General features: G+C 28.2%; 20 protein-coding genes. 6 read left to right on the top strand and 14 right to left on the bottom strand.

The features are described from left to right. The first annotated feature begins 151 nt into the window (after positions 1-151). From QEJ31_RS04365 to QEJ31_RS04355, 3 genes are all read left to right on the top strand, one after another. Positions 152-1,072, top strand: a complete 921-nt coding sequence (locus QEJ31_RS04365; protein WP_280592557.1) for an NAD(P)-dependent oxidoreductase — start codon at positions 152-154, stop codon at positions 1,070-1,072. Further along, positions 1,069-2,019, top strand: coding sequence for a glycosyltransferase family 2 protein (locus QEJ31_RS04360; RefSeq protein ID WP_280592556.1), 951 nt, complete (start codon positions 1,069-1,071; stop codon positions 2,017-2,019). Before QEJ31_RS04365 ends, QEJ31_RS04360 begins: the two co-directional genes overlap by 4 nt. A gap of 144 nt (positions 2,020-2,163) precedes the next feature. After that, complete coding sequence (locus tag QEJ31_RS04355; protein ID WP_280592555.1) at positions 2,164-3,945, top strand: ABC transporter ATP-binding protein; 1,782 nt, start codon at positions 2,164-2,166, stop codon at positions 3,943-3,945. Here QEJ31_RS04355 and QEJ31_RS04350 read toward each other — a convergent pair. The 11 genes from QEJ31_RS04350 to QEJ31_RS04300 form a co-directional block, all read right to left on the bottom strand. Next, entirely contained in the window at positions 3,937-4,974 is a 1,038-nt protein-coding gene (locus tag QEJ31_RS04350; protein ID WP_280592554.1) for an NAD(P)-dependent oxidoreductase, read from the bottom strand. The two genes, QEJ31_RS04355 and QEJ31_RS04350, sit on opposite strands and share 9 nt — an antisense overlap. 5 nt (positions 4,975-4,979) lie before the next feature. Beyond that, positions 4,980-5,900 carry a transketolase C-terminal domain-containing protein gene (locus QEJ31_RS04345; protein ID WP_280592553.1) on the bottom strand — a complete coding sequence of 307 codons (921 nt, stop codon included), beginning with the start codon at positions 5,898-5,900 and terminating at the stop codon, positions 4,980-4,982. Further along, positions 5,900-6,712: a transketolase gene (locus QEJ31_RS04340; protein WP_280592552.1), complete on the bottom strand. Its 813-nt coding sequence runs from the start codon at positions 6,710-6,712 to the stop codon at positions 5,900-5,902. Before QEJ31_RS04340 ends, QEJ31_RS04345 begins: the two co-directional genes overlap by 1 nt. Positions 6,713-7,065: 353 nt before the next feature. Further along, positions 7,066-8,295 (bottom strand): hypothetical protein, encoded by a 1,230-nt coding sequence (locus tag QEJ31_RS04335; protein ID WP_280592551.1) that lies wholly within the window; start codon positions 8,293-8,295, stop codon positions 7,066-7,068. Between the two features lie 23 nt (positions 8,296-8,318). Next, positions 8,319-9,233 (bottom strand): class I SAM-dependent methyltransferase, encoded by a 915-nt coding sequence (locus QEJ31_RS04330; RefSeq protein WP_280592550.1) that lies wholly within the window; start codon positions 9,231-9,233, stop codon positions 8,319-8,321. Positions 9,234-9,267: 34 nt separating this feature from the next. After that, positions 9,268-10,611 carry a nucleotide sugar dehydrogenase gene (locus QEJ31_RS04325; protein WP_280592549.1) on the bottom strand — a complete coding sequence of 448 codons (1,344 nt, stop codon included), beginning with the start codon at positions 10,609-10,611 and terminating at the stop codon, positions 9,268-9,270. Positions 10,612-10,619: 8 nt separating this feature from the next. Continuing rightward, positions 10,620-12,470, bottom strand: coding sequence for an asparagine synthase (glutamine-hydrolyzing) (gene asnB, locus QEJ31_RS04320; RefSeq protein ID WP_280592548.1), 1,851 nt, complete (start codon positions 12,468-12,470; stop codon positions 10,620-10,622). Then, positions 12,470-13,477: a hypothetical protein gene (locus tag QEJ31_RS04315; protein ID WP_280592547.1), complete on the bottom strand. Its 1,008-nt coding sequence runs from the start codon at positions 13,475-13,477 to the stop codon at positions 12,470-12,472. The genes asnB and QEJ31_RS04315 overlap by 1 nt, the downstream gene beginning before the upstream one ends. A gap of 25 nt (positions 13,478-13,502) precedes the next feature. Beyond that, positions 13,503-15,296, bottom strand: coding sequence for an MraY family glycosyltransferase (locus QEJ31_RS04310; protein WP_280592546.1), 1,794 nt, complete (start codon positions 15,294-15,296; stop codon positions 13,503-13,505). 540 nt (positions 15,297-15,836) lie between these two features. Beyond that, positions 15,837-17,126 carry a hypothetical protein gene (locus QEJ31_RS04305; protein WP_280592545.1) on the bottom strand — a complete coding sequence of 430 codons (1,290 nt, stop codon included), beginning with the start codon at positions 17,124-17,126 and terminating at the stop codon, positions 15,837-15,839. A 2-nt stretch (positions 17,127-17,128) separates the two neighbouring features. After that, positions 17,129-18,415 (bottom strand): 50S ribosomal protein L11 methyltransferase, encoded by a 1,287-nt coding sequence (locus QEJ31_RS04300; protein WP_280592544.1) that lies wholly within the window; start codon positions 18,413-18,415, stop codon positions 17,129-17,131. A gap of 72 nt (positions 18,416-18,487) precedes the next feature. Here QEJ31_RS04300 and QEJ31_RS04295 point away from each other — a divergent pair, with 72 nt between their 5' ends. The 3 genes from QEJ31_RS04295 (at position 18,488) to QEJ31_RS04285 (ending at position 20,475) form a co-directional block, all read left to right on the top strand. Further along, a complete protein-coding gene (locus QEJ31_RS04295) occupies positions 18,488-19,471 on the top strand; it encodes a pyridoxal-phosphate dependent enzyme (RefSeq protein WP_280592543.1) in 984 nt (327 codons plus the stop codon). 14 nt (positions 19,472-19,485) lie between these two features. Continuing rightward, entirely contained in the window at positions 19,486-19,938 is a 453-nt protein-coding gene (locus QEJ31_RS04290) for a hypothetical protein (RefSeq protein WP_280592542.1), read from the top strand. Positions 19,939-20,022: 84 nt separating this feature from the next. Further along, positions 20,023-20,475: a hypothetical protein gene (locus tag QEJ31_RS04285; RefSeq protein WP_280592541.1), complete on the top strand. Its 453-nt coding sequence runs from the start codon at positions 20,023-20,025 to the stop codon at positions 20,473-20,475. A 26-nt stretch (positions 20,476-20,501) separates the two neighbouring features. On the opposite strand, the gene QEJ31_RS04280 is transcribed toward QEJ31_RS04285, so the two are convergent. Genes QEJ31_RS04280 through QEJ31_RS04270 form a run of 3 tightly spaced genes read right to left on the bottom strand, consistent with a single transcriptional unit; the run spans position 20,502 to position 24,615 of the window. Further along, on the bottom strand, positions 20,502-21,767 hold the full coding sequence (locus QEJ31_RS04280; protein ID WP_280592540.1) for an MFS transporter: 1,266 nt from the start codon (positions 21,765-21,767) through the stop codon (positions 20,502-20,504). A gap of 28 nt (positions 21,768-21,795) precedes the next feature. Continuing rightward, entirely contained in the window at positions 21,796-22,230 is a 435-nt protein-coding gene (locus QEJ31_RS04275; RefSeq protein ID WP_280592539.1) for a GatB/YqeY domain-containing protein, read from the bottom strand. Between the two features lie 9 nt (positions 22,231-22,239). Beyond that, a complete protein-coding gene (locus QEJ31_RS04270) occupies positions 22,240-24,615 on the bottom strand; it encodes an adenylate/guanylate cyclase domain-containing protein (RefSeq protein WP_280592538.1) in 2,376 nt (791 codons plus the stop codon). Positions 24,616-24,650: the final 35 nt, after the last annotated feature.

Genomic DNA, 24,650 nt, shown 5'->3' with positions numbered 1-24,650 from the left:
TTGTATGCATTACTCTTAAAACGTTGAATAGTACTTGTCAATAAGCATTGATTTTTATGAAAATTATGATTAGGGAAATTCATGTGTCAATATTTATTTATAAAGTATAATCTTTGTATTTTACTTTTTAAGCAGGGGAATTCAGTATAAAATGACAATGAATAGAAATCAAGAACCAACGGTTTTGTTGACTGGAGCAACGGGTTTCTTAGGCTCTAGATTGTTACCTGAATTATTAGAAAATAATTTTAGCGTCATAGTTTTACATCGAGAATCTTCTGATCTTACTAAGCTAGAATTGTTCAATTGTAATAAACTTAAGTTTTTTTGTATAAATAAGGATGATCTTGATTTTCTATTTAAAAATTATAATATTAATGTAATTATTCATACAGCAACTGAGTATGGAAGAAATTTTGCTTCAACTTCAGATGTAATTCTAGCTAATTTAACACTTCCTTTAAGATTGTTAGAATTAGGTGTTATGAATAATTTAAAAATTTTTATAAATACTGATTCTTATTTCAATAAAGATAATGCATTTTATTCATATTTACTTAATTATTCATTGACTAAAAAAAGTTTAAACTATTGGCTTAAATTTTATTCTAGCAAAATAAGAGTTATAGATCTTATGTTAGAACATATTTATGGTCCATTCGATAAACCGCAAAAATTCATAGAGGGAGTTATTCAAAATATTGCTATAAAAGAACTCCCTATTGTTAACTTAACTTATGGACATCAAAAAAGAGATTTCATTTTTATCACAGACGTAGTCGATGCTTATTTAAAAATATTAAAATATGAATTACGAAACCATAATGGTTATCAAATTTATGAAGTTGGAACAGGTAAAGCTTTTGAACTTAGAGAGTTTACTGATTTTGTCCTTAAATATTCAAAAAGTAGTTCTAAATTAGAGTATGGTGCCATTCCTTATCGGGAAGATGAAATTATGAGTTCTTGTGCAAATAACTCAAATTTAGAGGCTTTGGGATGGAAAGCAAAAATTAATTATCAGCAAGGAATAGAAGAAATTATTAATATTTATCGGAATAAATTAAAATGAAAGATAATAAAAGTATTGAAAAAAATTACTTATCAGACTCTAAAAATGGGTTAGTTAAAAAGTCTTTAATTAAAAAACCAATTTTGACAATTGCTATACCCACTTTCAATAGATGTTTTTATTTATCAGAAATATTGAAAGACCTTATTCCTCAATGTGAGACAGTAGATCCCCAAAATGAATTTATAGAAATTTTAATTTCAAATAATTCTTCTACGGATGATACTAATGCTTTTCTTCAAAATAGTTATATAAACCTTTCTAGGTTAACTTATTATATTAATTCTAATAATATTGGTGGGATAAATAATATTTTTTATTGTACTCTGCGATCTTCTGGAACGTATGTTTGGATACTTGGTGATGATGAACTTATCTTTCCGAATTCAATTCTCCTAGTATTAAATGAATTAAAAGTTAAATCTGATACAGGACTCTTTATATTGCCCAAAACAATTTCATTAGGCTTGGAAGGAAAATATTTTAAAAGCTATAAAGATTTTGCTTTATTCTCTGTCAAAAATAATCCACATAATCTTTTAGCACATACCCTTATTAGTGCTAATATTTTTCGGAAAGATATTTTTAATAATGAAGTATCAGCAAAAACTATAAAAACTTTATATGCTCATATGTATGGTTTACAAGTTGGACTTGCAAATACTAATACAGGTGTGACTATTTTTAATTTTCCTATAGTTGAAGTAAGGAAAGAAAGAGCTCCAATGAATTGGGGAAAGCAGATTTGGTATAGACACACTCAATATCTTTTCTTCTTATCAAATTTATACGGAATTAAACTATTAAAAATTTATGGCATTAAACATTACCTTTGTATGAAATCAAGAAATATAGTTTATGATGCTATAGTTGCTGTTACTTCACAAAGATTTAGGAAAAACTTGAAAAAAGGAATATTCAAAATTAGATGTTTATTTGCAAGATAAAGATGAACTATAGGAAGTTATTTAATGTAAGTGACAGTAAAATGTTTTATAAGATTAATAAGATTTTTTAAGATTTTATTAATCTTGAGAATAGTTAATTAATTTATAAGAATTTTTAAAAATATTTTAATTTGAGAATACGAAATGAAATCATTGTATTATAAGAGATTTGCTGGGTTAAATGGGTTTTATAAAATCCAAAAAATATTTCAATTTATGGGTAAAAAAGCTATTTTTGTTTTTTTTCTTGGAATTTTCTCTTCTATTTTATTATCATTTATTGAGTTTTTGTTTGCTTTAGCAATACAATTTTTGCTTATTAGTTTTGGATTTATAAGTAACAATGTAACTATTTTTGGTTATAGTTTTCCTAAATTAACAATTTTGACTGTTCTTGTTTTACTGTTTTTTATAGGATTTTTGAGATTTATATCACAACTGATAAATTCTCAAAGTTTAACATATATAACTGAATATTCGAATTGTAGAATTAAACATCTAGCTATATATGATCTTTTATTTCAATCTTCTTCAAAAAAAATAAGTTCTTCTAACGTCAATTTCATGATCTCAGAATTAGCACCAAAACTTTCAATTTTTATGTCGAGTAGTCTTTCATTGGTATCAACATTAATACAGTGTAGTTTACTATTAATTTTTTTAATAGCTATAGCATGGAAGGAAGCAATTGTTTGTTTGCTAGGTATTTTAGTTATTGGATTTATAATATCTAAAAATAACAAAAAAATAAGGTCTTTGTCAAAAAAAATACCATCAGAACAAGAGGAAATAAATAAAGGTATTGAAAAAGTATCAAGAAACATTCTTTTCATAAAAATAATGAAAACAAATAATCAAGAATATATAAGACTTATAAAAAACTCATTGAATTATTCATTAAATTACATTAGAGTTTGTTTTTTAAATAATTTTAATTCTATTGGAACTCCTTTTCTTGGTATAATTCTTTTGGTTGTGACGATTTTTATAAGTCAAGAGTTTTGGCACACAAAGTCAATAGTTTTGATTTCATTTCTTTATATGTTAGTAAGATTTATCCAAAATCTTTCAGTAATAACAAATTCTTTTGGAATGTTAAATATTTCATATCCGCAGTTCAAAAAATCTGTTCAATATTTTAATGAGTTTTCAGATAGAGATAAAATGCTATCTTCATTGCCTATAACACATATAAAATTTAAAGGCTCGACATTAACACCAGATATTAATTTAGTAGATAATCAGAAAATTCATAAACAAGTAATGTCTGCGGTTCTTAAAAATGCACCAGAAATTAATTTTGATGCTGTAAGTTTTTACTATGATACGAATGAAAAGAAAATTCTTGAAAATTTCAGTATGATTTTAAAATCGGGAGAACAGTTAGGTATAATAGGTTCTAGTGGGTCAGGGAAAACTACTTTATTAATGCTTTTATTAGGTATTTTGGAACCACAACATGGAAATATTTGGGTCGATGGTAAATCACCTAAAGACTATTTTTTTAATAACAATATTAAACTAGGATATGTTGGACCAGAGCCTTTTTTAATTGAAGGAAGCATAAAAGAAAATTTACTTTATGGTTTAGATTCTATACCAGATGAAGATAAAATATGGAGTACGCTAGAACTTGTTTCGTTAAAAAAAGATTTTTTATCTAAAACGCTAAATTATAGAGTTAGCGAAAATCATTCTGAATTATCGGCCGGACAGAAACAAAGATTATGCATTGCAAGAGCCATCTTAAATAATCCACAAATTTTGATATTAGATGAACCAACTTCTAATTTAGATGAAAGTACTGAAAATGAAGTTTGTGAATCAATCTCAAAATTGAAGAAACAGTGCACAACAATAATTGTATCCCACAGAACAGGAGCGTTAAAAAATATAGATAAAATTATTGAGGTTTCTTCAAAATAACTTTTTATTCCAATTTAAAGTTTTTTCAATAGCCAATTCTAGACTAATTGTTGGCTTTAGATTTAATGAGCTATTTGATTTTTCAATCGATGGGACATACCTGTCTATTAAATTTAAATTGTTTTGAGAAGAATTAACAAGAACTTTGCAATTACTTTTTGAAACTTTCAATATTAAATTTGCCAATTCAATTAAAGATATTTCTTTATCTGATCCAACATTATATATTTCGCAATTATTACCCTTAATGAGTATTGTCCAAAGCCAAATAGCTAAATCAGAAGCGTATAAATAGGATCTATATACTTGAATATTACTTTTTATAACAATATTTTTTCCTTCGATCACATCCTTAATAAAATTTCCAACAGCAAACCTACTATTCAAAGGTAAGTAAGGTCCAATAAAAGCAAAACATCTTGCAATTTTAATTTCTAATATCCCTTTTTTAGCAGCTAATACACATAATAATTCAGCTAATCGTTTTGACTCACCATAAACTGATGTCGAGTCAGTTGTAAGGGGAGCTATATTTGATTCTTCAGTGATATATGGGAGCGAGGCAATTTGTTTGCCATATGCGGCTCCTGAACTAATAAATAATAATTTTTTTGTTTGATTATGATTAGCAAAATCTAAAATATGTTTAGTTCCATTTACGATAGTTGCAACTGTTTCAATAGCTGAGATTTCGTCATTGCTTACTTCAGCAGCTCCATGAATAATATATTCATATTTATTTTGAGGGAATTCAAAAGAACAAATATCACCTTCTAAGAAATCAATTTCGCTAAAGTTAGTTAAATGATTATGTAACGAAATAAATTTTTTTTTATTTCTTGTTAAAATAGTCATGTGAGAGTTTAAATTCATTTTTTTATTAATGTATAGAAAACTTTCAATTAACCATATTCCAAAAAATCCTGTACAGCCCGTAACAAAAATTCTTTTGTTTGAAATTTCGTTAAATACTTCTTGTGTATGTGTATATATATGTTCTAAATCTGTTATATATAGATTATTTAACAATTATTTTAACCTTTATTCTCGATGAAATTTGATAAGTGAGAGTATATTGAAGACTCATCAAGCTCATGTTCTTTCATCAAATACTCATAACTGCCACATTTTTGTGAGAACTTATTCTTGATCCCAATTCTTTTTAAATTTATTTTCAAACCATTTTCTGCGATTACTTCTGATAGAATAGAGCCAATTCCTCCATTGATAGAATGTTCTTCTAAAGTAAATACATTCTTATATTTTTTTATTTGATCTACGACTATTTTTTCATCAAAGTTTGTTAATTCAATAAAAGAAAATATATCAACATTTAATTTTTTTGAGATATTTATTCCAGTTGAAACCATGGATCCTGTAGCTACAATACAATTTTCATTTGAATATGATTCTGAAATTGAAATTAATCTTGAAACTTTGGGCATTTGAAAACTTTGATTGTGTACACATGGCTTATCAGATTTTCCAATTCTAATGTAGGAGGGCGAATTTAAAATTAGCGCTTTATTTAAACTTGCAGACATTTCATATTTATCTGCGGGAGAGAAAATATTTATGTTTGGCAAAGATCTCATACAAGCGATATCTTCTGCTGATTGATGACTTGGCCCTAAAGTAGAATATACCAAACCAGCGCCATCCCCTAAAATAATTAGTGGTAGAGATTCATAACAAATATCCATTTTAATAAATTCTATAACTCTAATTGGAACAAAAGAGGAAAGACCATAAATTACAACTTTTAAGCCTTGTTTTATCATTCCTGCAGCATAACCAACCATCGCTTGTTCTGATACTCCAACATTAATAAATTGTTTTGGAGCTGATTTTCTAATTTCATCAAAAAGTGCATAACCATGATCACCGCTTAAAACATAAAAATCAGGATTATTTAAAGCTGTTTCAGCTAAGAAATTTGAAATTGTTTCTCTCATTAAGATAACTCCTCAAGACACTTTTGAAATAATTCGTTATTTAGTCGAGAATAATGCCAAGCGTTATTATTCTCCATAAACGACACGCCTTTTCCTTTAACAGTTCTTGCTATAACCACTTTGGGTTTTTCGTGCTTACTTATTAAAGCTTGATTGAATACTCTATTAAGTTCTAATACAGAATGTCCATCGCATTCCCATGTTTCAAAACCAAACGCTTCAAATTTATTATAAAAAGGTTCACAATCTAGAATCTCGGAACATAGTCCCATTGCTTGATACTGGTTTGCATCAACTATTAAAATCAAATTATCAAGATTCCAATGTTTCGAAAAAAGTAATGCTTCCCAAACACTTCCTTCATTCATTTCTCCATCACCTATTAGACAGTATATTTTATTTGATTTATTTTTTAATTTGGCGGCGAGCGCTAATCCAACAGAAACAGTAATTCCATGCCCTAGCGAACCTCCGGACACTTCAATTCCTGGAATATTTGCATCTGAAAGTCCCTTTAATTTACTTCCATCTTGGAAATATTTGTTCAAGTATTCTTCAGGTAATATTCCAATTTCATAAAGGCATGAATATAAGGCCATGACTCCATGCCCCTTACTTAGGCAAAAGAGATCTCTATTAGTATTTTTAAGGTTACTAGGATCTATATTAATGAAATTTTGATAAAGAACGGAAAGAATCTCAACAATTGAAAAAGCGCATGCAATATGTACAGAATTACCTACTTTAGCCATGTTTAAAATATTTTTTCTCAGGTTATTTGGATTTATCTCTTTAGAATAAGGTTTTAGCATATAGGTTCTCCAATTTTATTAATTTAAATCCATGAAGTATAGATCATTCTAAAGGTATACTTCAAATTTTCTAATTTATGTTAATATTATTCCAGTTATCACTTAAATTTCTGCCTACTTTAGTTTTTATGAGATAAAAAGCTTCCCCATTAATAATTTATATAATGGTTTAGCAAAACTACTTTCTAAAATAATATATTGCACAAATTAAAGCAAATAATTATTTATAAATTTTATATTATACTCTTGTTTTTTATTATAAATATTCTACTTTAAAATTTTATGGATCTTGGATTTATATAGTAGTTCAAAAATGATATTTTAGAGATGAACCTTAAAATATAAAAAGACATTTAATTAGAATTCTTAATAACAGATATTTGTATATTTGAATAATTTGGAGGTTCAACTTTATTATCTTTTAGCTTCATTTTATGGATAAGTAAAAAAATTGCAATTAGAAAAACGTCAGGAATTTGTTGTCTAAATAAATTTGAATAATTTGGTGTACCCCATATTTGTATTCCAATATGAAAAAATATAAAACAAAAACAGAGATTTTGTAATGTTAGATTATTTTTATCACTTTTAATCAATTTGATTATTAAAATTAAATACGTGATATTTATTATTACAGAAGGGATAAAGTTAATTAAAGATAATGTGTTTGTACTTAATTGTGAAATGTATATTCCAAAAAAAGAATAAAAATATCCTTGCAAAGAGTAAAAAAGAGTATCAAAAATATAAGGCTGACTTAATCCTTGAAGTTCTTTTATCGTAGCGTTACCTAGATTTTCGGATTGAGAGAAAATTAAACTATCCCATTTAAACAATTGAATGTATGATATTGAAATAAAAATTAAAATTATACTTATAAAATTTATATGTACTTTTTTATTAAAAATAAAATATAAAATTTTTGATATAATAAAAATAATTATAGACACAATAAAAATACTACACAAAGATGATCTTACAAAATTTAAATAGGTAGTAGAAATGATAAATAACAGTATCATAAATATAATATTTGTTATATCTTTAATTTTTAAATGTATAATTTCTCTCATTTTTTCAATCATGTAGTAAAATGTATAAAAAGAAAGACATAAATAAAATGAAACTGCTAAATCTTTATTCATATTTTTTCCTGAAGTGACTATCATAGGAGAAAGTATAATTAAAGCTAATTGAAATATATGTTTTTTTAAAGGAATAATTGAATTATTATTAGAAAAAATATTTGGTATACAAATAATACATGTTATTGTAAAGCTGTTATTAATTAAAATACTTAAATCAATAGACCTAACAAATTGGTTAATAATATACACTAAAGAAGCTGCAAAAGTATAAACTCCGCTATTTGCTTTTAAAGCAGTACTTATAGACGTATAAGTATTTGTCATAAAGTTTAAGTAAGTATAATGATCAGGCTCTCTTTTAAGAAAAAATGAGGTTAAAAATAAATAAACAAATAAAAATAGAAATTTGTAAAAAAAATATTTTCCATTTTTGTACATGATAAAAATCGTAACTAATATAAAAAATATAGTAGGTGTCAAGAACGGAATGGTCATTAAAATTTACCTTAATATTCAAATTACTTTACTGCATAACCATGCCAATAAGGTATATTATTTGAAAATACAACATTTTTAAAACCATTATCTTTTAGAAGTTTTGTTAATTGTTCTTTTGAATATCTTTTTTCAAGCGGTGTCCCAAATCTATCAAGGCTATCATTTCTCATTATATAAAAATTTTTGTTTCTGTAGGAAGAAAGAGGAAGTTTTTCAGCTAGTTTTTCACCAAAAATTAATTTAACTATTTTTGCTAGAATAACACATGGCAAATAAATAAATGCTGCTAGTAAATCGCATGTTATTTTTTTTAAAAATGGAGGAAATTTGCTAATACACTTTCTCATAATATTTACAATTAAAAAAATGCATTTAAACAAAAAAGATCTGTTATCTAAATTATAATAAAAATAAAAAAGAAAAATACCATCATTTTTTAGGATTCGATTTATTTCTGCTATTGATTCTTCGGTTTTTTCAATATGATGTAAGACTCCGTATGAAAGAGCAAAATCGATAGATTTATCTTGAAACGGCAAATTTTCTGCGTACGCCTTAACTGGAATGATGTTGTCATCATTTTTAGTATTTTCCATAAATATATTTATCGCTTCTGAAGGATCTACGCCGTACAGAGTTTTTACATAGGGGCTAATTCTTCTAGCCCATCTTCCAGTACCGCAGCCAACATCTACTCCAATCCAATTTTTATTTAATTGCTCTAATGGAAAAACGTCAAAATATTCTTTTGCAGCTGTTTCAGTTAAGGATAAATCAGAATGTTTAAAAATATTCCATTCTTCTCCAAATGATTTAACCGTTTCTGCATTTCCGGTATATTGAATATTTATGTCTGTACTTTGAATAAAATTATTTCTTATAATCACATTTTGAAAAATTGATTTGTCAATGATATCTTCAAAATTATTATTCATATTAAAATCCTAATTTAAAATTAACTCGATAAAATTAAAGACGCCAATAAGTTATGTGATTTGATATCTGCGCTATTTGAGTTGAATTTAAGTATGCTTTTACATCTACAAAAACGCCGTTATATTGTTTATCTGGATTAATTATTTCTTCAATTGTAGGAACAAGTTCGCGATGAGGTACTGCAAGTATAATGCAATCATATAATTGAAAATCAATATTTAAATGAGTATTTATTTCAATATTATATTCAGAATGGACATCTTTTTTATCTACAAGTGGATCAATAACGTCTGTATGGAAATTATATTCTTTTAAAGAATTAATTATTTGTGCTACCTTAGTATTTCTAAAATCAGAAATATTTTCTTTAAATGTAAAACCTAATATAAGACATCTATATAATTCTGAGTTTTTAGGCTTATTTTTTAGAGCCAATTTTACTGCTTGAGAAGCAACGAATGATGCCATTGAATCATTTATTGTTCTTCCTGATAAAATAACTTTTGGAATATATCCCACTGTCTCTGCCTTATAAGTCAAATAATAGGGATCGACTCCAATACAATGACCGCCCACCAAGCCAGGAATGAAATCGAGAAAATTCCATTTTGTTCTTGCTGCGCTTAGAACTTCATGTGTATCAATATTTAATTTGGAAAAAATTATGGATAATTCATTTATAAGTGCTATATTAATGTCTCTTTGAGTGTTTTCTATAATTTTAGCAGCTTCAGCAACTTTGATGCTGGAAGCAATATGAACGCCAGCTGATATAACCGAATTATATAATTGGGCAAAAAAATCACGTGAATGGTTACAGCATCCAGAGACTACTTTAGTAATATTTTCAAATGTATGTTTTTTATCGCCAGGATTTATTCTTTCTGGTGAATAGCCTAAATAAAAATCTACACCATGAGTTTTGCCAGAAATTTTTTCAATTAATGGTTTACAATCTTCCTCTGTGCAACCAGGATAGACCGTTGACTCAAAACAAATATAATAAATATTTGAATTTAATTTTAAAATTTCTCCAATTAAGGAGCAAGCCGACAAAAGTGGAGTTAAATCAGGATTATTTCCATTATCAATTGGAGTAGGAACCGCAACTATTATAACTTTACATGTTGTTAAATCTGTATAATCAGATGTATATAAAATATTATCATTATTTAAAATGTTTGTATTTTCTATCTCTCCAGTATAATCTTTTCCTGCTTTTAATTTTTCAATTTTTTCGTTATTTATGTCAAAACCAATAACATTATATTTTTTGGAAAAAGAAATTGCTAAAGGCAAACCAACATAACCTAAGCCAATTACTCCAATTTTTGTTGATTTAATTTCAAGAATCTCTGTTGACATATGATTTTGCATAATATTTCCTAACTATGTTGCTTAGTATATTTTTCCCATTCATTTTCAATAAATAAATTCCATCTAGAATTTAAATTTGATCCATTTGGAAGGTTAGCAGGCAGTGGAACACCAAATCCTTTTTTGGGCATGCTCAATACTTTTCCTTGCGTCCTTCTCGCTAATGCATCTCTCAGGATTTTTTTGTAGACATTATTTTGAATTTTGAAATGGAGAGGCAAAGAAGTACCGAATTCAACAATTCTATAGTCTAGCAGAGGTGAACGGGCTTCTAGAGAATAGGCCATCGTTGCTCTATCAACTTTTACTAACACGTCATCTCTTAGATAAGTTACTAGATCTAATGCGGCAAATTTTTCTTCTATGCTTCTATTATCAAGATTCTGCCAAGAATAGTTAGGATACCAATTCTTAGTAAATTCGAAATAGCTATTAAAATTATTTAAAGGGTTATTTGTTTTTGATTTTGGATTTGTTCGTAAAATTATATCATATAATTGAAATTCATTTTTAGCAGATAAAATTTCGTTTATTTTTTCAAGCTTTGAATCTAAATTTGTTGAATTTACAGAGAACAAGTTTAATATTTTTCTAAATAGTATTTTTCCAAGTTTAGTTTTTAAAGAAGAAGCAATTGTTTTATTTAAAAATGGAATTAATTTTGTTAATTGATTTATAATGACAAGTTTTTTAGTGTAGGAAAATCTAGGATACCCTAAGAATACCTCATCTCCACCATCTCCAGTTAGAACAACTGTAACGAATTTTCTTGCTGCTTCTGAAATAGCCATTGTTGGAATTTGTGAACTATCTGAAAATGGTTCGTCATAATGAAATGGGATTTTTAGAATTTGGTTTTGATAATCTGATTCTTTTAAATGCAATAATTGAATAGGAATGTCTAAATTATTTGATGTTTCGATTGCAATTGAAGATTCATCAAATTCTTTATTATCATATTGAACTGTAAATGACTGAAAATTAGGAATATTTAATTTCTTTATACTCGATAATACTAAAGAAGAATCTATCCCTCCTGACAAGAATGCTCCTACAGGTACGTCGGAGACTAATCTTATTTTAGTCGCATCATCTAATAATTCTAAAAATTCATCTATCGCTTCATCATAAGAATGTTTGTATTGTCTGCCGTATCCAATAAATGGATCCCAGTATAATGTTTCATTTTCTAATTCTAGATTATTTTTAGAGAGATCAAGATTAAGGTAAGAGCCTGCGCTTAACTTAAAACATTCATTATAAATAGTTAGATTTGCAGGTATGTAACCAAGCCAACGATAAAACTCTAAAGCTTCATTATTTATGGTTAATGGTAATTTTAAATTGATAATTGATTTTAATTCTGATGAAAACGCTATGCAATCTTTAGACTTATAAATATATAAAGGTTTTTTTCCTAATCTATCTCTTGCGAAAGTAATTTTATGCTCATTTTGATTGAAAAAAGCCATTGCAAGCATTCCATTAAGCTTTTTTAAAAAATCATTTCCTAATAAATGAATTCCTGCTAAAATAACTTCAGTATCTGTACCTGATTGGAACTTCCAATTATCTTTTAATTGTTCTTTAAGTTGATTAAAATTATAAATTTCACCATTAAAACATAGTGATATAATATTATCAGGTAAAAATTTAGTCATAGGTTGATGACCTGCGGAAGACAGATCAATTATTGATAATCTTCTTTGACCAAACCAAACATCCCATTTGTCTTTTAATTCTAGTTTTTCAAGCCCCCAATCATCAGGACCTCTATGAGATATCTTATTTAGAGCGTCCCTAACAATTTTCTCATTAAACACGTTCGGTCTTGAGATTATGCCAAATATTCCGCACACTAATTATTTCCTTTATAACGAATTTTATAATTTCTATGAAAATCAATGAAAAAACATACAATTAATGAAATTAAAAGTCCTAAGACTAAAATTGAAATAAAAATCTTTAAATTTTCTTGCAATAATTTTTTCTTTTCATTTATCGTCAAATATTCAAAATTATTGGGATTAAAAATAGGAAGAATACTATCTCTTAGTTTTACGCCTAAAGCATAATTATTATTTGATAGTATATCAAAATCGTTTTTAAGAATTGCAAAAGATTTTATATCGGGTTCAATTTCTTTAAAATTGATTTTATTTGAATTAATCAAAATTCCTATGATTGAAGTGAATACTGTAGAATGATCTAAAGATGAATAAATGTATGCTGAGTTACTATAATTTTGCGCAGATAAATCTATTTTATATTTTTTTATTAACTTATCTATAATTATTTTCATTTTTATAGAAATATGAATTAAATTTTCTTGAAATTCAAGTTGATTTTTATTGGAATTAAAGGGATTATTTAAAAATAAATTTAAATTTTTAGCTATTGTTTCGTTTTCATTTTTAACTTCTGCTAAGAATGATTGGATAATTTTATTTGATTCATCTTTATTTATTTCTTGTGGTAAAAAAAATTTCAAAATGGAATTTTGGTTAAATTCATTAACTACAATTTCAAATTTAATTTTTTTGATGTCATAATGATTTAATTCTTTAAATACTTTATTAAGAAATTCTTCTCTGTTAATACTTTGATTGTAATAGATTAAGTTTCTTTTAATATCAGTGGGATAAATTGAGTTTACAAAATAAGGCTCTACTTTTATAGCAGTTATGTAAGGAGTATTTTTTATGTTAATATAAATTACAATAAAACCAATAATTATAGTGAAGATAATTCCTAAAAATAGTCTACTTTTGTTTAAATTAATGAAAATCAAAAAATCAAAAATATCTTTATTGCCAAAGCTGACTATATATTTTTCAAGATGTTTATGATATTTAGATAAAATCAACTTGTACTCCTAAATACAGGTATATTTAATGCACCAATCTTAATCCTGCTAAACTAGTTAAAGCTATCCAGCCTAATGCTATTATACAGATAAAATGAACTTTGTAAAAAAAGGTATTATGTCTTTTAGATAATGTTCTTAGGGCTGCAAATAAAACAAGACTTCTTAAAGCGATAATATTTAATTTGTATTCATTTTGAATTTCAATGGGTAATAAAAGAAGTATAAGTGGTAAAATTGCTAAAAGAAAATCTGTTGGAGCAATAACTAAATACTTGCGTTTGAAGGTGACGATAAAAAATAGTAATGTACTTATTAGAAGCCAAATAAATAAAACATTATATGCCTCTTGTAAATTGTACTTATTACTAAAAATTTCTATCCAAATGATATTTGAATTGTTTGCGGTAAGTAAAATTGTAGTTGATATAGCTATGATAAATGATTCAAAAAAGCTGTCAGATTTTCTTATAAAAACTGTGCAAATCATAACAAAACACATAGCAGCAGAAGCTAAAGCAACATTTTTTGGTGCTATATCAGATAAAAAAGGCGTTGCAAGTAAAATAGAATATATAGTATATCGATTTAAATGTTCCCAATATTTTAAAATGAATGATATTCTTGGACCAGTCGTTTTTTGAGAAGCTAAGAATAATTTATATCCAGCTAAATTTGTAATAAATCCTTCATTTAATTTAACTGAAAATGTTATACAAATTATAAGCAATATTATTCCTGCATAAGGAGTCCAGGTAAGGCCATATTGAGGATATGCAACAGGTAATATTCCGAGTATTCCAAAAAATAGCATTAAAAAATATACAATAATAACACTTTGTGAATGTGTAAATCCAATTTTCATTAGAGAATGGTGAAAATGTCTTTTATCAGGCTTCATTGGGTTTTTACCTTCAAATAACCTTAATAGAATTACATGAGCTGTATCAAAAATTGGAATTGATAGACATAATACTATACTAATTATGGGTATAAATTGCATCGAAGAATTACTAATTATATCTAACTTACTGATATTTTCTGAAATAGTGAAATTATTCATAATAAGTATTATAAATACACCAACCATAAATCCTAACCAATTACTACCTGAGTCTCCCATAAATATACTGGAAGGATGTGTATTGTATTTTAAAAAACCAAGTATAGCTCCTATAATAGGAATACTAAAAACAATTAGTAAGTTTAAATTATGGGTTGACAAAAAGTAGATATAACTTAATAGAGATATGCCGATTAGAACTACACCTCCAGCTAATCCATCAAGACCATCGATCATATTAATTGAATTAATTGCACCAATTATAATAAAGGTTGATAATATTAATCCTAATGCAAAAGGTATTTGCAAGAAAGTTGTTTGACTCAATGCAATGGAATGAATTTGTAAATTAGATATTAACACAACTGCTAAAGAAGTTGTTACTTGTATAAAAAGTCTAAACTTTGCTGAAAGAGATTTGATATCATCAATAAATCCAGTTAAGAACATAATAAATGAGCATATAAATATACCGACCATGTTTAAAGGAAATTTCCAGATGATGAGGCTGGAAAAAAATCCAATAATAATTGCAACTCCTCCAAGTCTTGGTATCGGTTTTGTGTGAATTCTTCTTGGCGGATCAAAGGAACTTTCGTAATTTAAAACATTAGGGTTTATTTGATTTTTTTCAGTTACTAAATCTGGTAAATCATATAGTTTATTGACTTTCGCAAATTTAATTATTAATGGCACTAATAACAAGGATAAAACAAACGCAGTAAAAAAAATGAGGAGAATATAAATCCCTATCAAAATAAAACTCCCGATGTATAGCGGTTAAAAATAAGTTATAACTTTATTGTTAGAGCTAATTTGAACAAGTATTCTGTATCTTACAAAAAACCTCAACTTGTCCATTAAACCTTTTGCAACAGCATTGCCACTGAATGCTATAATTTTTTCTCTATCTAAATTTTTGTAAAATACAAGCCTAAGGTCTTTGATATTTTTAAAGTTCATATTATTCTCATTTACTATATTTCTCAAATAGTAGCATATTTTTTTATCCTAATGCAAATCTATTATTTATTGTTATAAACATATTGATCGTTTCTTATGGCTTAATAAGCCACTACCATTAGGTTCATCTTTTTAGTGCACACAGATAAACAATAACTTTATACCACAAATTATGTAAAAACGTATCATACCTCATATTTTCTAAACCAATATGTAATTTTAATCATGCATCTAAGGATCATATTTGGAATAAGGGGTGTCTCTGGTTTGCATAGAACATTCTCAAATGTAGCTTTTCTAAATTTATTTTCTTCTCTTACGTTAGATTTTTAATCATGAATAAAACTGACAAACTCTAATATCAAGCCCTCCTTGAGTAAAATGATATGTGTCTTTTGTATTAAATTTTAAAGTTTTTAAAAATGATGACCATGCTTCTTCAGTTGGGCAAAGAATAAATCCACCTATGTGTTTCTGTTCTTCAGTCTTACATTCATTTAACTGGTTGAGGGTTTGGGCAATTTTTTGATAGAAATGCGTTGAGTTAAGTTTGTTTTGAATTCGTAAACCATAGGGAGGGTTTAAGGGGATAAATAGAAAGTCAAAATTTTGGTTTAAGGTAAAAGAGTTGTTTTGAAAAAAGTCATTTTTTTCGACTTTTATATTTAGTTTTGCAGAAGAAAATTGATTTTTTAGAGTTAAATAATTTTCTATATTTTCAAGGTTATTTTTTACTGCAGACTCGGCAGTATCAATACAAAGTATTTCAATATCATTGAAAGTTTTCATTATTTCAGAGGATTTTTTTATGAGAAAGTTGTAATTTTCTTTTTTAAAAAATGGAAGCTTCATAAAAACATATTCACGTTCAAAATAATGATTATTAATATTATTCAAATAAAAATGAGTTTCAAATGCAAGTGTACCACTGCCTGCGAAAGGCACATAGACTTTATCAGGAATATTATGAATATCTTTTTGTTTTAAGGTGTTAAAAAACTTTTGAATGCAACAAGCTGCAAGATCTTCGCGCAAAGGAGCTAATGTTTTTAAATCTTTTTTGTATCCTCGTTTGTATAAGGGTTGTCCCGCAAGAGAAATACTAGTAGTTAACTTATCTTTATATAATTCAAAGCTGATAACGGTATCTTCATTAGATTTTTCTCCAGAGTATATATTATTTACGAGTGGAGATAATATTTCATTTGCTATTTCTTTTAAGCTAGATTCGTGAAAGGCCTTACTGGCTGTTGAATTAACTTTAATTTTTATATTTAGGTTTTTTTCTAAATAGTAATTCCATTTGATACTAGAACAAATTTTTCGAAATTCATCCTTGTTATGACATTTTTCATACGTTAAAACTAAATGAACATCTGATAAACATTTTGTACGCAATATTATTTCCATTAAAACTGAAATGTGAGTGTCTTTTAAGTCAATATATTTAGCATTTAATTCATAAGTATTTTTTGTGTTTTGTGGATACCAAAGATTTGCTAAGATTGTACTGAGTTCACTTTTAGCCGTTTCGCCGAATCCAGGTGGATAAAATAATTTAGCTGTTTGCGGTTTTCCATAAATATTCTTTTTTATCTGTCTTTCTAAGTTTATAATATCCATATTTATCTAGATCCTATCAATTCTTTTTTCTTATAAATTTTGCAATTTAAAAAATTTTCTAAATCATTCAATTCATATTCGATTTCCAATTTATCATTTTTTTGTAGACTTTTTTTCAAGGGAATTACAATTGGACTCCAATGGTCGCAAGCGTCACTTTCAGTTATAAGAGATGAAATGCTAATATCTTTTAACAAATGAACTCTAAACCATATAATGCAAATGCTAGTAGAAGAATCTTTTTCAATATGAATTTCTTTTCTACCATGAAACGGGTTGAATTTTTTTGAATAAACTGGTGGGGGATTTAGAGCAGATAATCCCAATTCCACTGGTTGGGAAATAGTTGTAAAATCATTGCTAGTTAATGGTAATGAAAAAGAAATTTCATCAAGATCTAAAGCATTTAATGCTGATTGGAAAAATTGCGATAAAAAATTGTTTTCTTCTTTTTTTAAAGATTGAAAACTTTGAATTCTATTTTTTGCAGCATGCTGTTTTAAATCTATAATTTGAGCAAATACAGTCAATTTTTCAGGAATATAATTAATGTTTTGATTTGAAAATTTTTGTGCTGTTTCTCTTAATGTCGGTAGAATTCCTTCCTGAAAAGGATCATTTCCAAATAGTTCACTTACAATTAAAGAAATATCTTCTGACAAAGTGACATCAAAACTATTCTTATTGTGTAAAATAAATCGATTTTTACTGATATCTAAGCGAAGATTTTGGAGGATTGGTTGAATATATTTTGCAGCATTTGTTTCTTCAATAGCAACAACTTTTTTAGCTTTTAAATGGAGAGAAATTGCAGACAATAATCCAGATCCAGATCCCACATCTAATACAATTGTTTTCTCAGTTACTTTTTTAGAAAGTGCTTTATAGTAGGCATCACATCGTGGAGTATCCGCTAGCATTGTCCATTGCGCCCAAGGATCACCAAATCCATCGTTTTGCATATGCTTTACAGATTGCACTTCATCACTAACAAGTACGCCAGCTCCTAGTAGGTCACTTAATAGTTGTTCGCATTCTTCATTGGTAGGAAGATTAGCTTGCAGTCCTTGATAATTTTGTTTTAAAAGTTTAGGAAGATCATTAACTAAAAGTGAATTTTTGCAATTAGCAAGTAAGGTAAGAAGGGTGAGTACTTCTGGAGCAATAAAAAATTCTCCAGAAGAGCTAGAAATAGATCCATAAATGTTTCCATCTTCTGCAATTCGAAGACGAAGTCCTTTGGCAACTTTTAAATTGATTTTTTTCTGTTTCGCTGATTGCTTGGACATATTTACCCTTTTTGAGTTAATAGCATTTTGAATAAAAGCCGACTCCAACTAGTCGCATAGGAAGGTATTAAAATGCAAACAAAAAATATTTTAGAGTCCATTGGGAAAACTCCACTTGTAAAGATAAATCGCTTATTTCATAAACCTGGGGTTGAGATCTATGCAAAATGTGAGTTTATGAATCCAGGGGGGTCTGTTAAAGACAGAATTGGCTACCAAATGGTCTTAGATGCACAAAAGTCTGGACGTATCAAACCTGGAGATATATTAATTGAACCCACAAGCGGGAATACAGGTATAGGTATAGCTTTAGCTGGTGCCGTATTAGGGTATAGAGTTATTATAACTTTGCCAGAAAAAATGAGTAAAGAAAAACAAGTTGTTCTTGCTGCGTTAGGAGCTGAAATTATTCGCACTCCTACGGAAGCTGCTTTTGATGCACCAGAAAGTCACATCTCTGTAGCCAATCGACTTGCTAAAGAATTGCCAAACGCCCATGTTCTAGATCAATATGCCAACCCATCAAATGCAGAAGCGCATTATTTGTACACTGCACAAGAAATAATCGATGATTTGGGCTGTGTTCCTGATTATTTGGTTGCTGGGGCTGGAACTGGTGGTACTATTTCTGGGATTGCAAAAAAGTTTAAGGAGCTTAAACCTAGTTGCAACATAATTGGTTGTGATCCAGTAGGAAGTATTTTAGGTGGTGGAACTGAGGTTTCAACTTATCAAGTAGAAGGAATTGGATACGATTTTTTTCCTAAGGCATTAGCGGTGAACTTGATAGATAAATGGGTGAAAACTACTGATGAACCTAGTTTTCACTGGGCCAGGAAAGCTATTCGTGAGGAAGGCTTTTTATGCGGAGGAAGCTCAGGTACTGCTTTATTTGGTGTAAGTGAAATTTTACCAGAGGTTCCTGCTGGCTCCAAATTAGTTGTAATTTTACCAGATGGCATTCGCAATTACATGACTAAAATGATGGACAATGATTGGTTGCAAAAAAACTCCTTTAAGCAAGCTGTTCTACCGAATAATATTTTCTCAAAGTAAGGAATTAAAAGGATATGAGTTTGAAAATTTTGTTTTATTCAGTTTTTTCTAGAAATGATTCATATCCAAAAATACTATTTGCTATTTCAACTACGGTAGGAATTCCAACTTTTGCTGTTGAAAGAAACGAGCTCCAAAAATTTATTGAAACTAATTTCTGTAAAAGAAAAAATGACTTTGATTTTTACATCAATAAAGGTGAAACAATAAAATATTTAGTTGAATGGGCAAAGGTTGAGGATGTATCTCAGTTGCCAAAAACAATTCAAATAGCAAATGAAATTTGTGCTGTTAGTTGGTATCTATTTCCTCAAGCAGTGAAATATCTTTCATTAGGAAATGAGAAGAACTTCCTCCAATTAGCAGTACAATATATTTCTAATGGCGGAATAGATGAAAGTGTGATAGCTGCTGATTTTGACGAAGCTTTTCTGCAAAAATTGAAGGAACATTCAAAAGGCAATTGATTTGCAAATATTTTTATTTTTGTTTATTCTCTTCTTTCAAACAAAAAGTTTGATTTTTTCTTATAGTTCACAATTGGTGTTTTTATGAAAAATAAATTAATAAAGAAACTTAAACTCTCTATAGTAACTTGTTTAGCTATATTTCCTGTAATGCAACAAGCAAATGCAGCCTGTGATGTAGGGCCTGTTATCTTTCGGGACACTCTTTTTGGTGCCGGTTTAGGTTTAGGAGTTGGAGCTCTTGTTCTAGTTGCAAACCAAAATTCAAATAATATAGCAGCAAATCTTGCAACTGCTACTTTAATCGGTACAGGTGTGGGTGCTGTGGTTGGAATTGTGGAACTATCTTTATCTGATTGTAACCAAAAACATACTTTAAATAAAGAAAAACCAGGATTTCAAGCATCCCCATTGTTAACTCTTTTACCAGAAAATAAAGCTGAAGTTGATATAAAAACCGAGTCATCTTCTGACTTTTTTCAAGTTGAAAAATTAAATCAATTGGCTATGGGTGTGAGTTTAAGTTACTCATTTTAAATGAGAATTGCAATTCTTGCATTTAATTACTGAAATTTCCTTTTGCCTGTTAAGCTTATACTTATTAATCCTATAAAACACAAAAAGCATATATAATAACTTGGAAAAAGTTTAAAATTGGTCTTTGTTAGTATTTCGGTAAATACTATAGGTGTTAGACCAATAAAAAGACCATTTGTAGTATTCATACATAAGGCAATACCAGAAGTTCTTGTATGGGTAGAAAATAAATTTGCTAAAAGATGGAACACAGTACCAACACAACTTCCCAATACAATAGCTAAAATAAAAATATAAATACTTAAATAAAAAAAGTTTTGCGTACTAAAAATAGAAGATGAAATAACAGTTAAAATAAATAAACAAACTATACCAGTTGAATATATCTTCTTTGGATTTATTTTGTCAGCAAAGTATCCAAAAAAAACACAAGAAAATGCATTAACTAAAAATCCTAAAGAAACAATTTCTTGAATGTCTTGTTTATTAAAATTATAATTTTTTTGCAGATTTGCAGATGATAATATTAAAAAATGTAAAAATGCAGTGGCCGAAGGTAACAAAATTGTAATGCCTAAAAAAACATTTTTATAATTATTTTTTAGAAGAGTAAAAAATGGAGTTTTTGATAATTTATTTTCATTTTTACATGCAATAAAAATTTTACTTTCCTGCAAATTTTTTCTTAAATAAAGACCTATTAATCCTAAAATTCCACCTATAGCAAAAGGAATTCTCCAACCCCAACTTTCATAATCGCTTTTTGCAAGTAGAGATGTTAAAGATGTATTGATAAGAGAAGCAAAAAATGAACCTAATAATATTCCACAAAATAAAATGCTCATTGATAAGCTTCTTTTTTTATCACTTGAATATTCATGAATATAAGTCATAGCACAAGGTGCTTCTCCTCCTAAAGCAAATCCTTGAATAATTCTAAAAAAGATTAAAAAAAGTGGAGCAATGATTCCAATTTGTTGATAAGTAGGCAAGAAAGCAATGCTTAATGTCGGTAAAGCCATTAAAAACAAAGTCCACATAAAGGGCTTTTTTCTACCGGAGGTATCACCAAGATGGCTGAAATAAAAACCTCCAAGAAAACGAGCAAAATAACCTGTAGCTAGGACTCCATATGATTTTATTAAAGCTAAGTTAGGATCTGAACTATCAAAGAAATGCTGGCTAATAATAGGCGACATAATAGCAAAAAGAGAAAAATCATAGAACTCAAAAGCGCCACCTAAAGAACAAAGAAACAAAGTCTTTTTATCAGATTGTTGATGAGTAGTCATATTCATCCTATAAAAATATATTCAATTATTATTTTTTTTCTGAAATAGCCTTTTGAATAAGTGCCATAGCAGCTTTGGCATCACAAGTTGGAAATTTATTTTTAATTTCTTTAATTATTATTCCAATATTTGGTTTTTCTTGAGGTTGAATTTTTGCTAAATTGATAGAAATAATATCATTCAATTCTGCGTCAGTTGGAGGTTTTGGAAGATATCTGTCAACAATTTCTAATTCTTTTTGTACTTGAATATATTTTTCGCCATCTTTAGGAAACATTTCTAGTGAATCTGCAAGTTGTTTTCTATAACCTAGGACAGAATCAAATTCAGGAACAGGCTTGGCTGCTGTTTGTCCATATTGAATTGCACTTATGAGCATTCTGATTGCAGCAGTGAGTTCTTTGTCTTGGCTTTTTAATGCGGTTTTTAAATCGTTTGTTAACGTTTCTTTTAATGAAGACATAATGCGTACCTATTTTGTTTTGAAGACCCATACGCCATTCCAATCTTTTTCTAGACCTTTTTGCTTTAAATAATTGCAGCGTTCAATGAATTCTTTGCTGGGAGGATCGCTGCCATTATTAAGCTGAATGGCTGAGTTAAATTTTTGAATTGCTAAATCCCACTCTTGCTGTCTATAGAAGGCTAAGCCTTCTTCAAACAACTTAACAAGTTCTATAACTTTTTGTCTATCACTTTCTATGAAGCGCATCACCTCAAAAATACGTACAGGTTCATTTTTTCCTTTGACCTGAATATTATCCAATTCTCTGAGGAGAAATTTTTGCGGGTTTTTTAATGATTTAACTGTGAATTCAGAACAAATAATTCTTGTACCATAGTTTTTGTTGATACCTTCTAATCGTGCACCTAAATTTACAGAGTCCCCAAGAACAGTATAGTCAAAACGTTGATCACTCCCCATATTTCCTACAACCATGTCACCGGTATTCAGTCCAATCCCAATATCTAAAAAAGGCAAACCTTCAGCAGCCCATTTTTTCTGCAGTTTTTCAAGCTCATCAAGCATTTTTAAACTCGATATTAAAGCTCTATCAGCATGATCCTCTATTGGAATAGGTGCTCCCCAAACAGCCATAATAGCATCTCCAATGTATTTATCTAATAAACCATTGGAATCTAATATTATTTTTGTCATCGGGGTAAAATATTCATTTAATACAGAGGTCAATTTCTCTGGAGTTAGGCTTTCGCTAATCGTTGTAAATCCTCGAACATCTGAGAAAAAAACAGTCATAAACTTTTTATCGCCACCTAATTTTAATCGCTCAGGATGTTCTAATAGCTGATTAATGACTGCGGGGTTTAAATAGTGTTGAAAGGCTCCTCGAACCTTTTTCTTTTCTTTTTCTTCAGTAAAATATTTAAAAACTGTTATCCCAAAGTAAATAGAAATGCTTTGCACATAAAACATGCCAGCATAATACCAGTTACCTTTGCCAAAAAGATAATGTTCGTCAATATAAAAAAAGGAAAGTAACACTGAGATAATAAATATTGAAGATTTTAAAGCATTTAAGTATTTTAATGCATAAGAAAAAATAATTCCTGATATTAGTAATAAGGAAACTTCGATGACTGGAGCAGATAAGGGTCTTTGCATAAAATTTTGAGTTAAAATATTTTCTATTATGGCGACATGATGCCCAACTCCATCAAAGTTTTCATCAAATGGTGAAGGTCTTTTATCATTCGTACCCGTTGCAGTTCCTCCATATACTAATATTTTAGGAATATTCTTTGGTAGTTTATTATCATAAGCATCAACAAGAGAAATTTGAGGTATTTTAGAAAATTCAGCATAGTGATTAATTAGAAGTTTTCCTAATCCATCAAAGTAAACAGGAATTTTAATTTGTTTTTTCTTATTATCGCTCGGATATAATTCAATTGAATCGACTCCGGCAGAATCAAAGTGGACAATAATTGCGCTTTCTAGGTAGTTAGCTGCCAAAGATAAAGCCAAACTGGGAACCAAAATGGGAGGAGCTAATTTCTCGCCAAATTTATTTATTGGTTCAATACCTCGAATTAAGGTTGATTTTCTTATCATGCCATCGCTGTCCGATTGATTATTCGCAAAACCCATATATTTTGCTTTACCAGCAATAACTGCAGTATTGGTTACAACTCCTGGAGAAAGAATATCCCGATAATTTGCTAGTTTATATCCTGTAGGAAAATCCAAAAAATCAATAGCGGAGTTTTTTAAACGTAAAAAGCTTGTATACCAATCATAACTAGAATCTTTTATTTGATTTGCATGTTCGACATAAAAAAAACCTTGAGCAATTTTTCCAAAAGATTCTATACTTTTCCCTAAAGAAACATCACCCGGACTAAATTCTTCTAAATCTAAAAATAACTTGTCATATTTTTCAGAAGAGTAAGAGTTATTTTTAATAATTTCTTTTAATTCAGGAACAGATTCTTTTAAAAGTCTATGCGATTGTTCAGAAAAGAAAACATCAAAACCTATCCATTTAACTCCTGCATTTTTTAGATTTTCAAACGCTTGAGCATATACTCCTCTGGGAAAAGGCCAACGCCCAAATTTCTCCAAACTTTTGTCATCTGCAGAAAGTGTGCCAACAATTCCAGTAAATTCTCTTTGTCCTCTTAATTTAAATCTTATATCGTATAGCTCTCTTTCTAGTTGTCCAACAATGTCAATTGAATTTTTTGGCAAAGTGTAATGTCTTACTAAAAAAAATAAAGATAAGGCAGTAAGAATAATTCCAACTTTAAATGAAGATGGTTTTAGAAGAAAATGAAATAATTTACTTTTTTTCTGAGAATGCTCTGATGTTGATTGCTTTGTGCTCATTGCGAATCCTTTTAGTATTTTCTTTCTACTATTAT

Source organism: Pigmentibacter sp. JX0631, assembly GCF_029873255.1.
GTDB lineage: Bacteria > Bdellovibrionota_B > Oligoflexia > Silvanigrellales > Silvanigrellaceae > Silvanigrella.
Note: the sequence above shows the minus strand (reverse complement) of the source record. Positions and strands in the feature narration are given on the sequence as shown.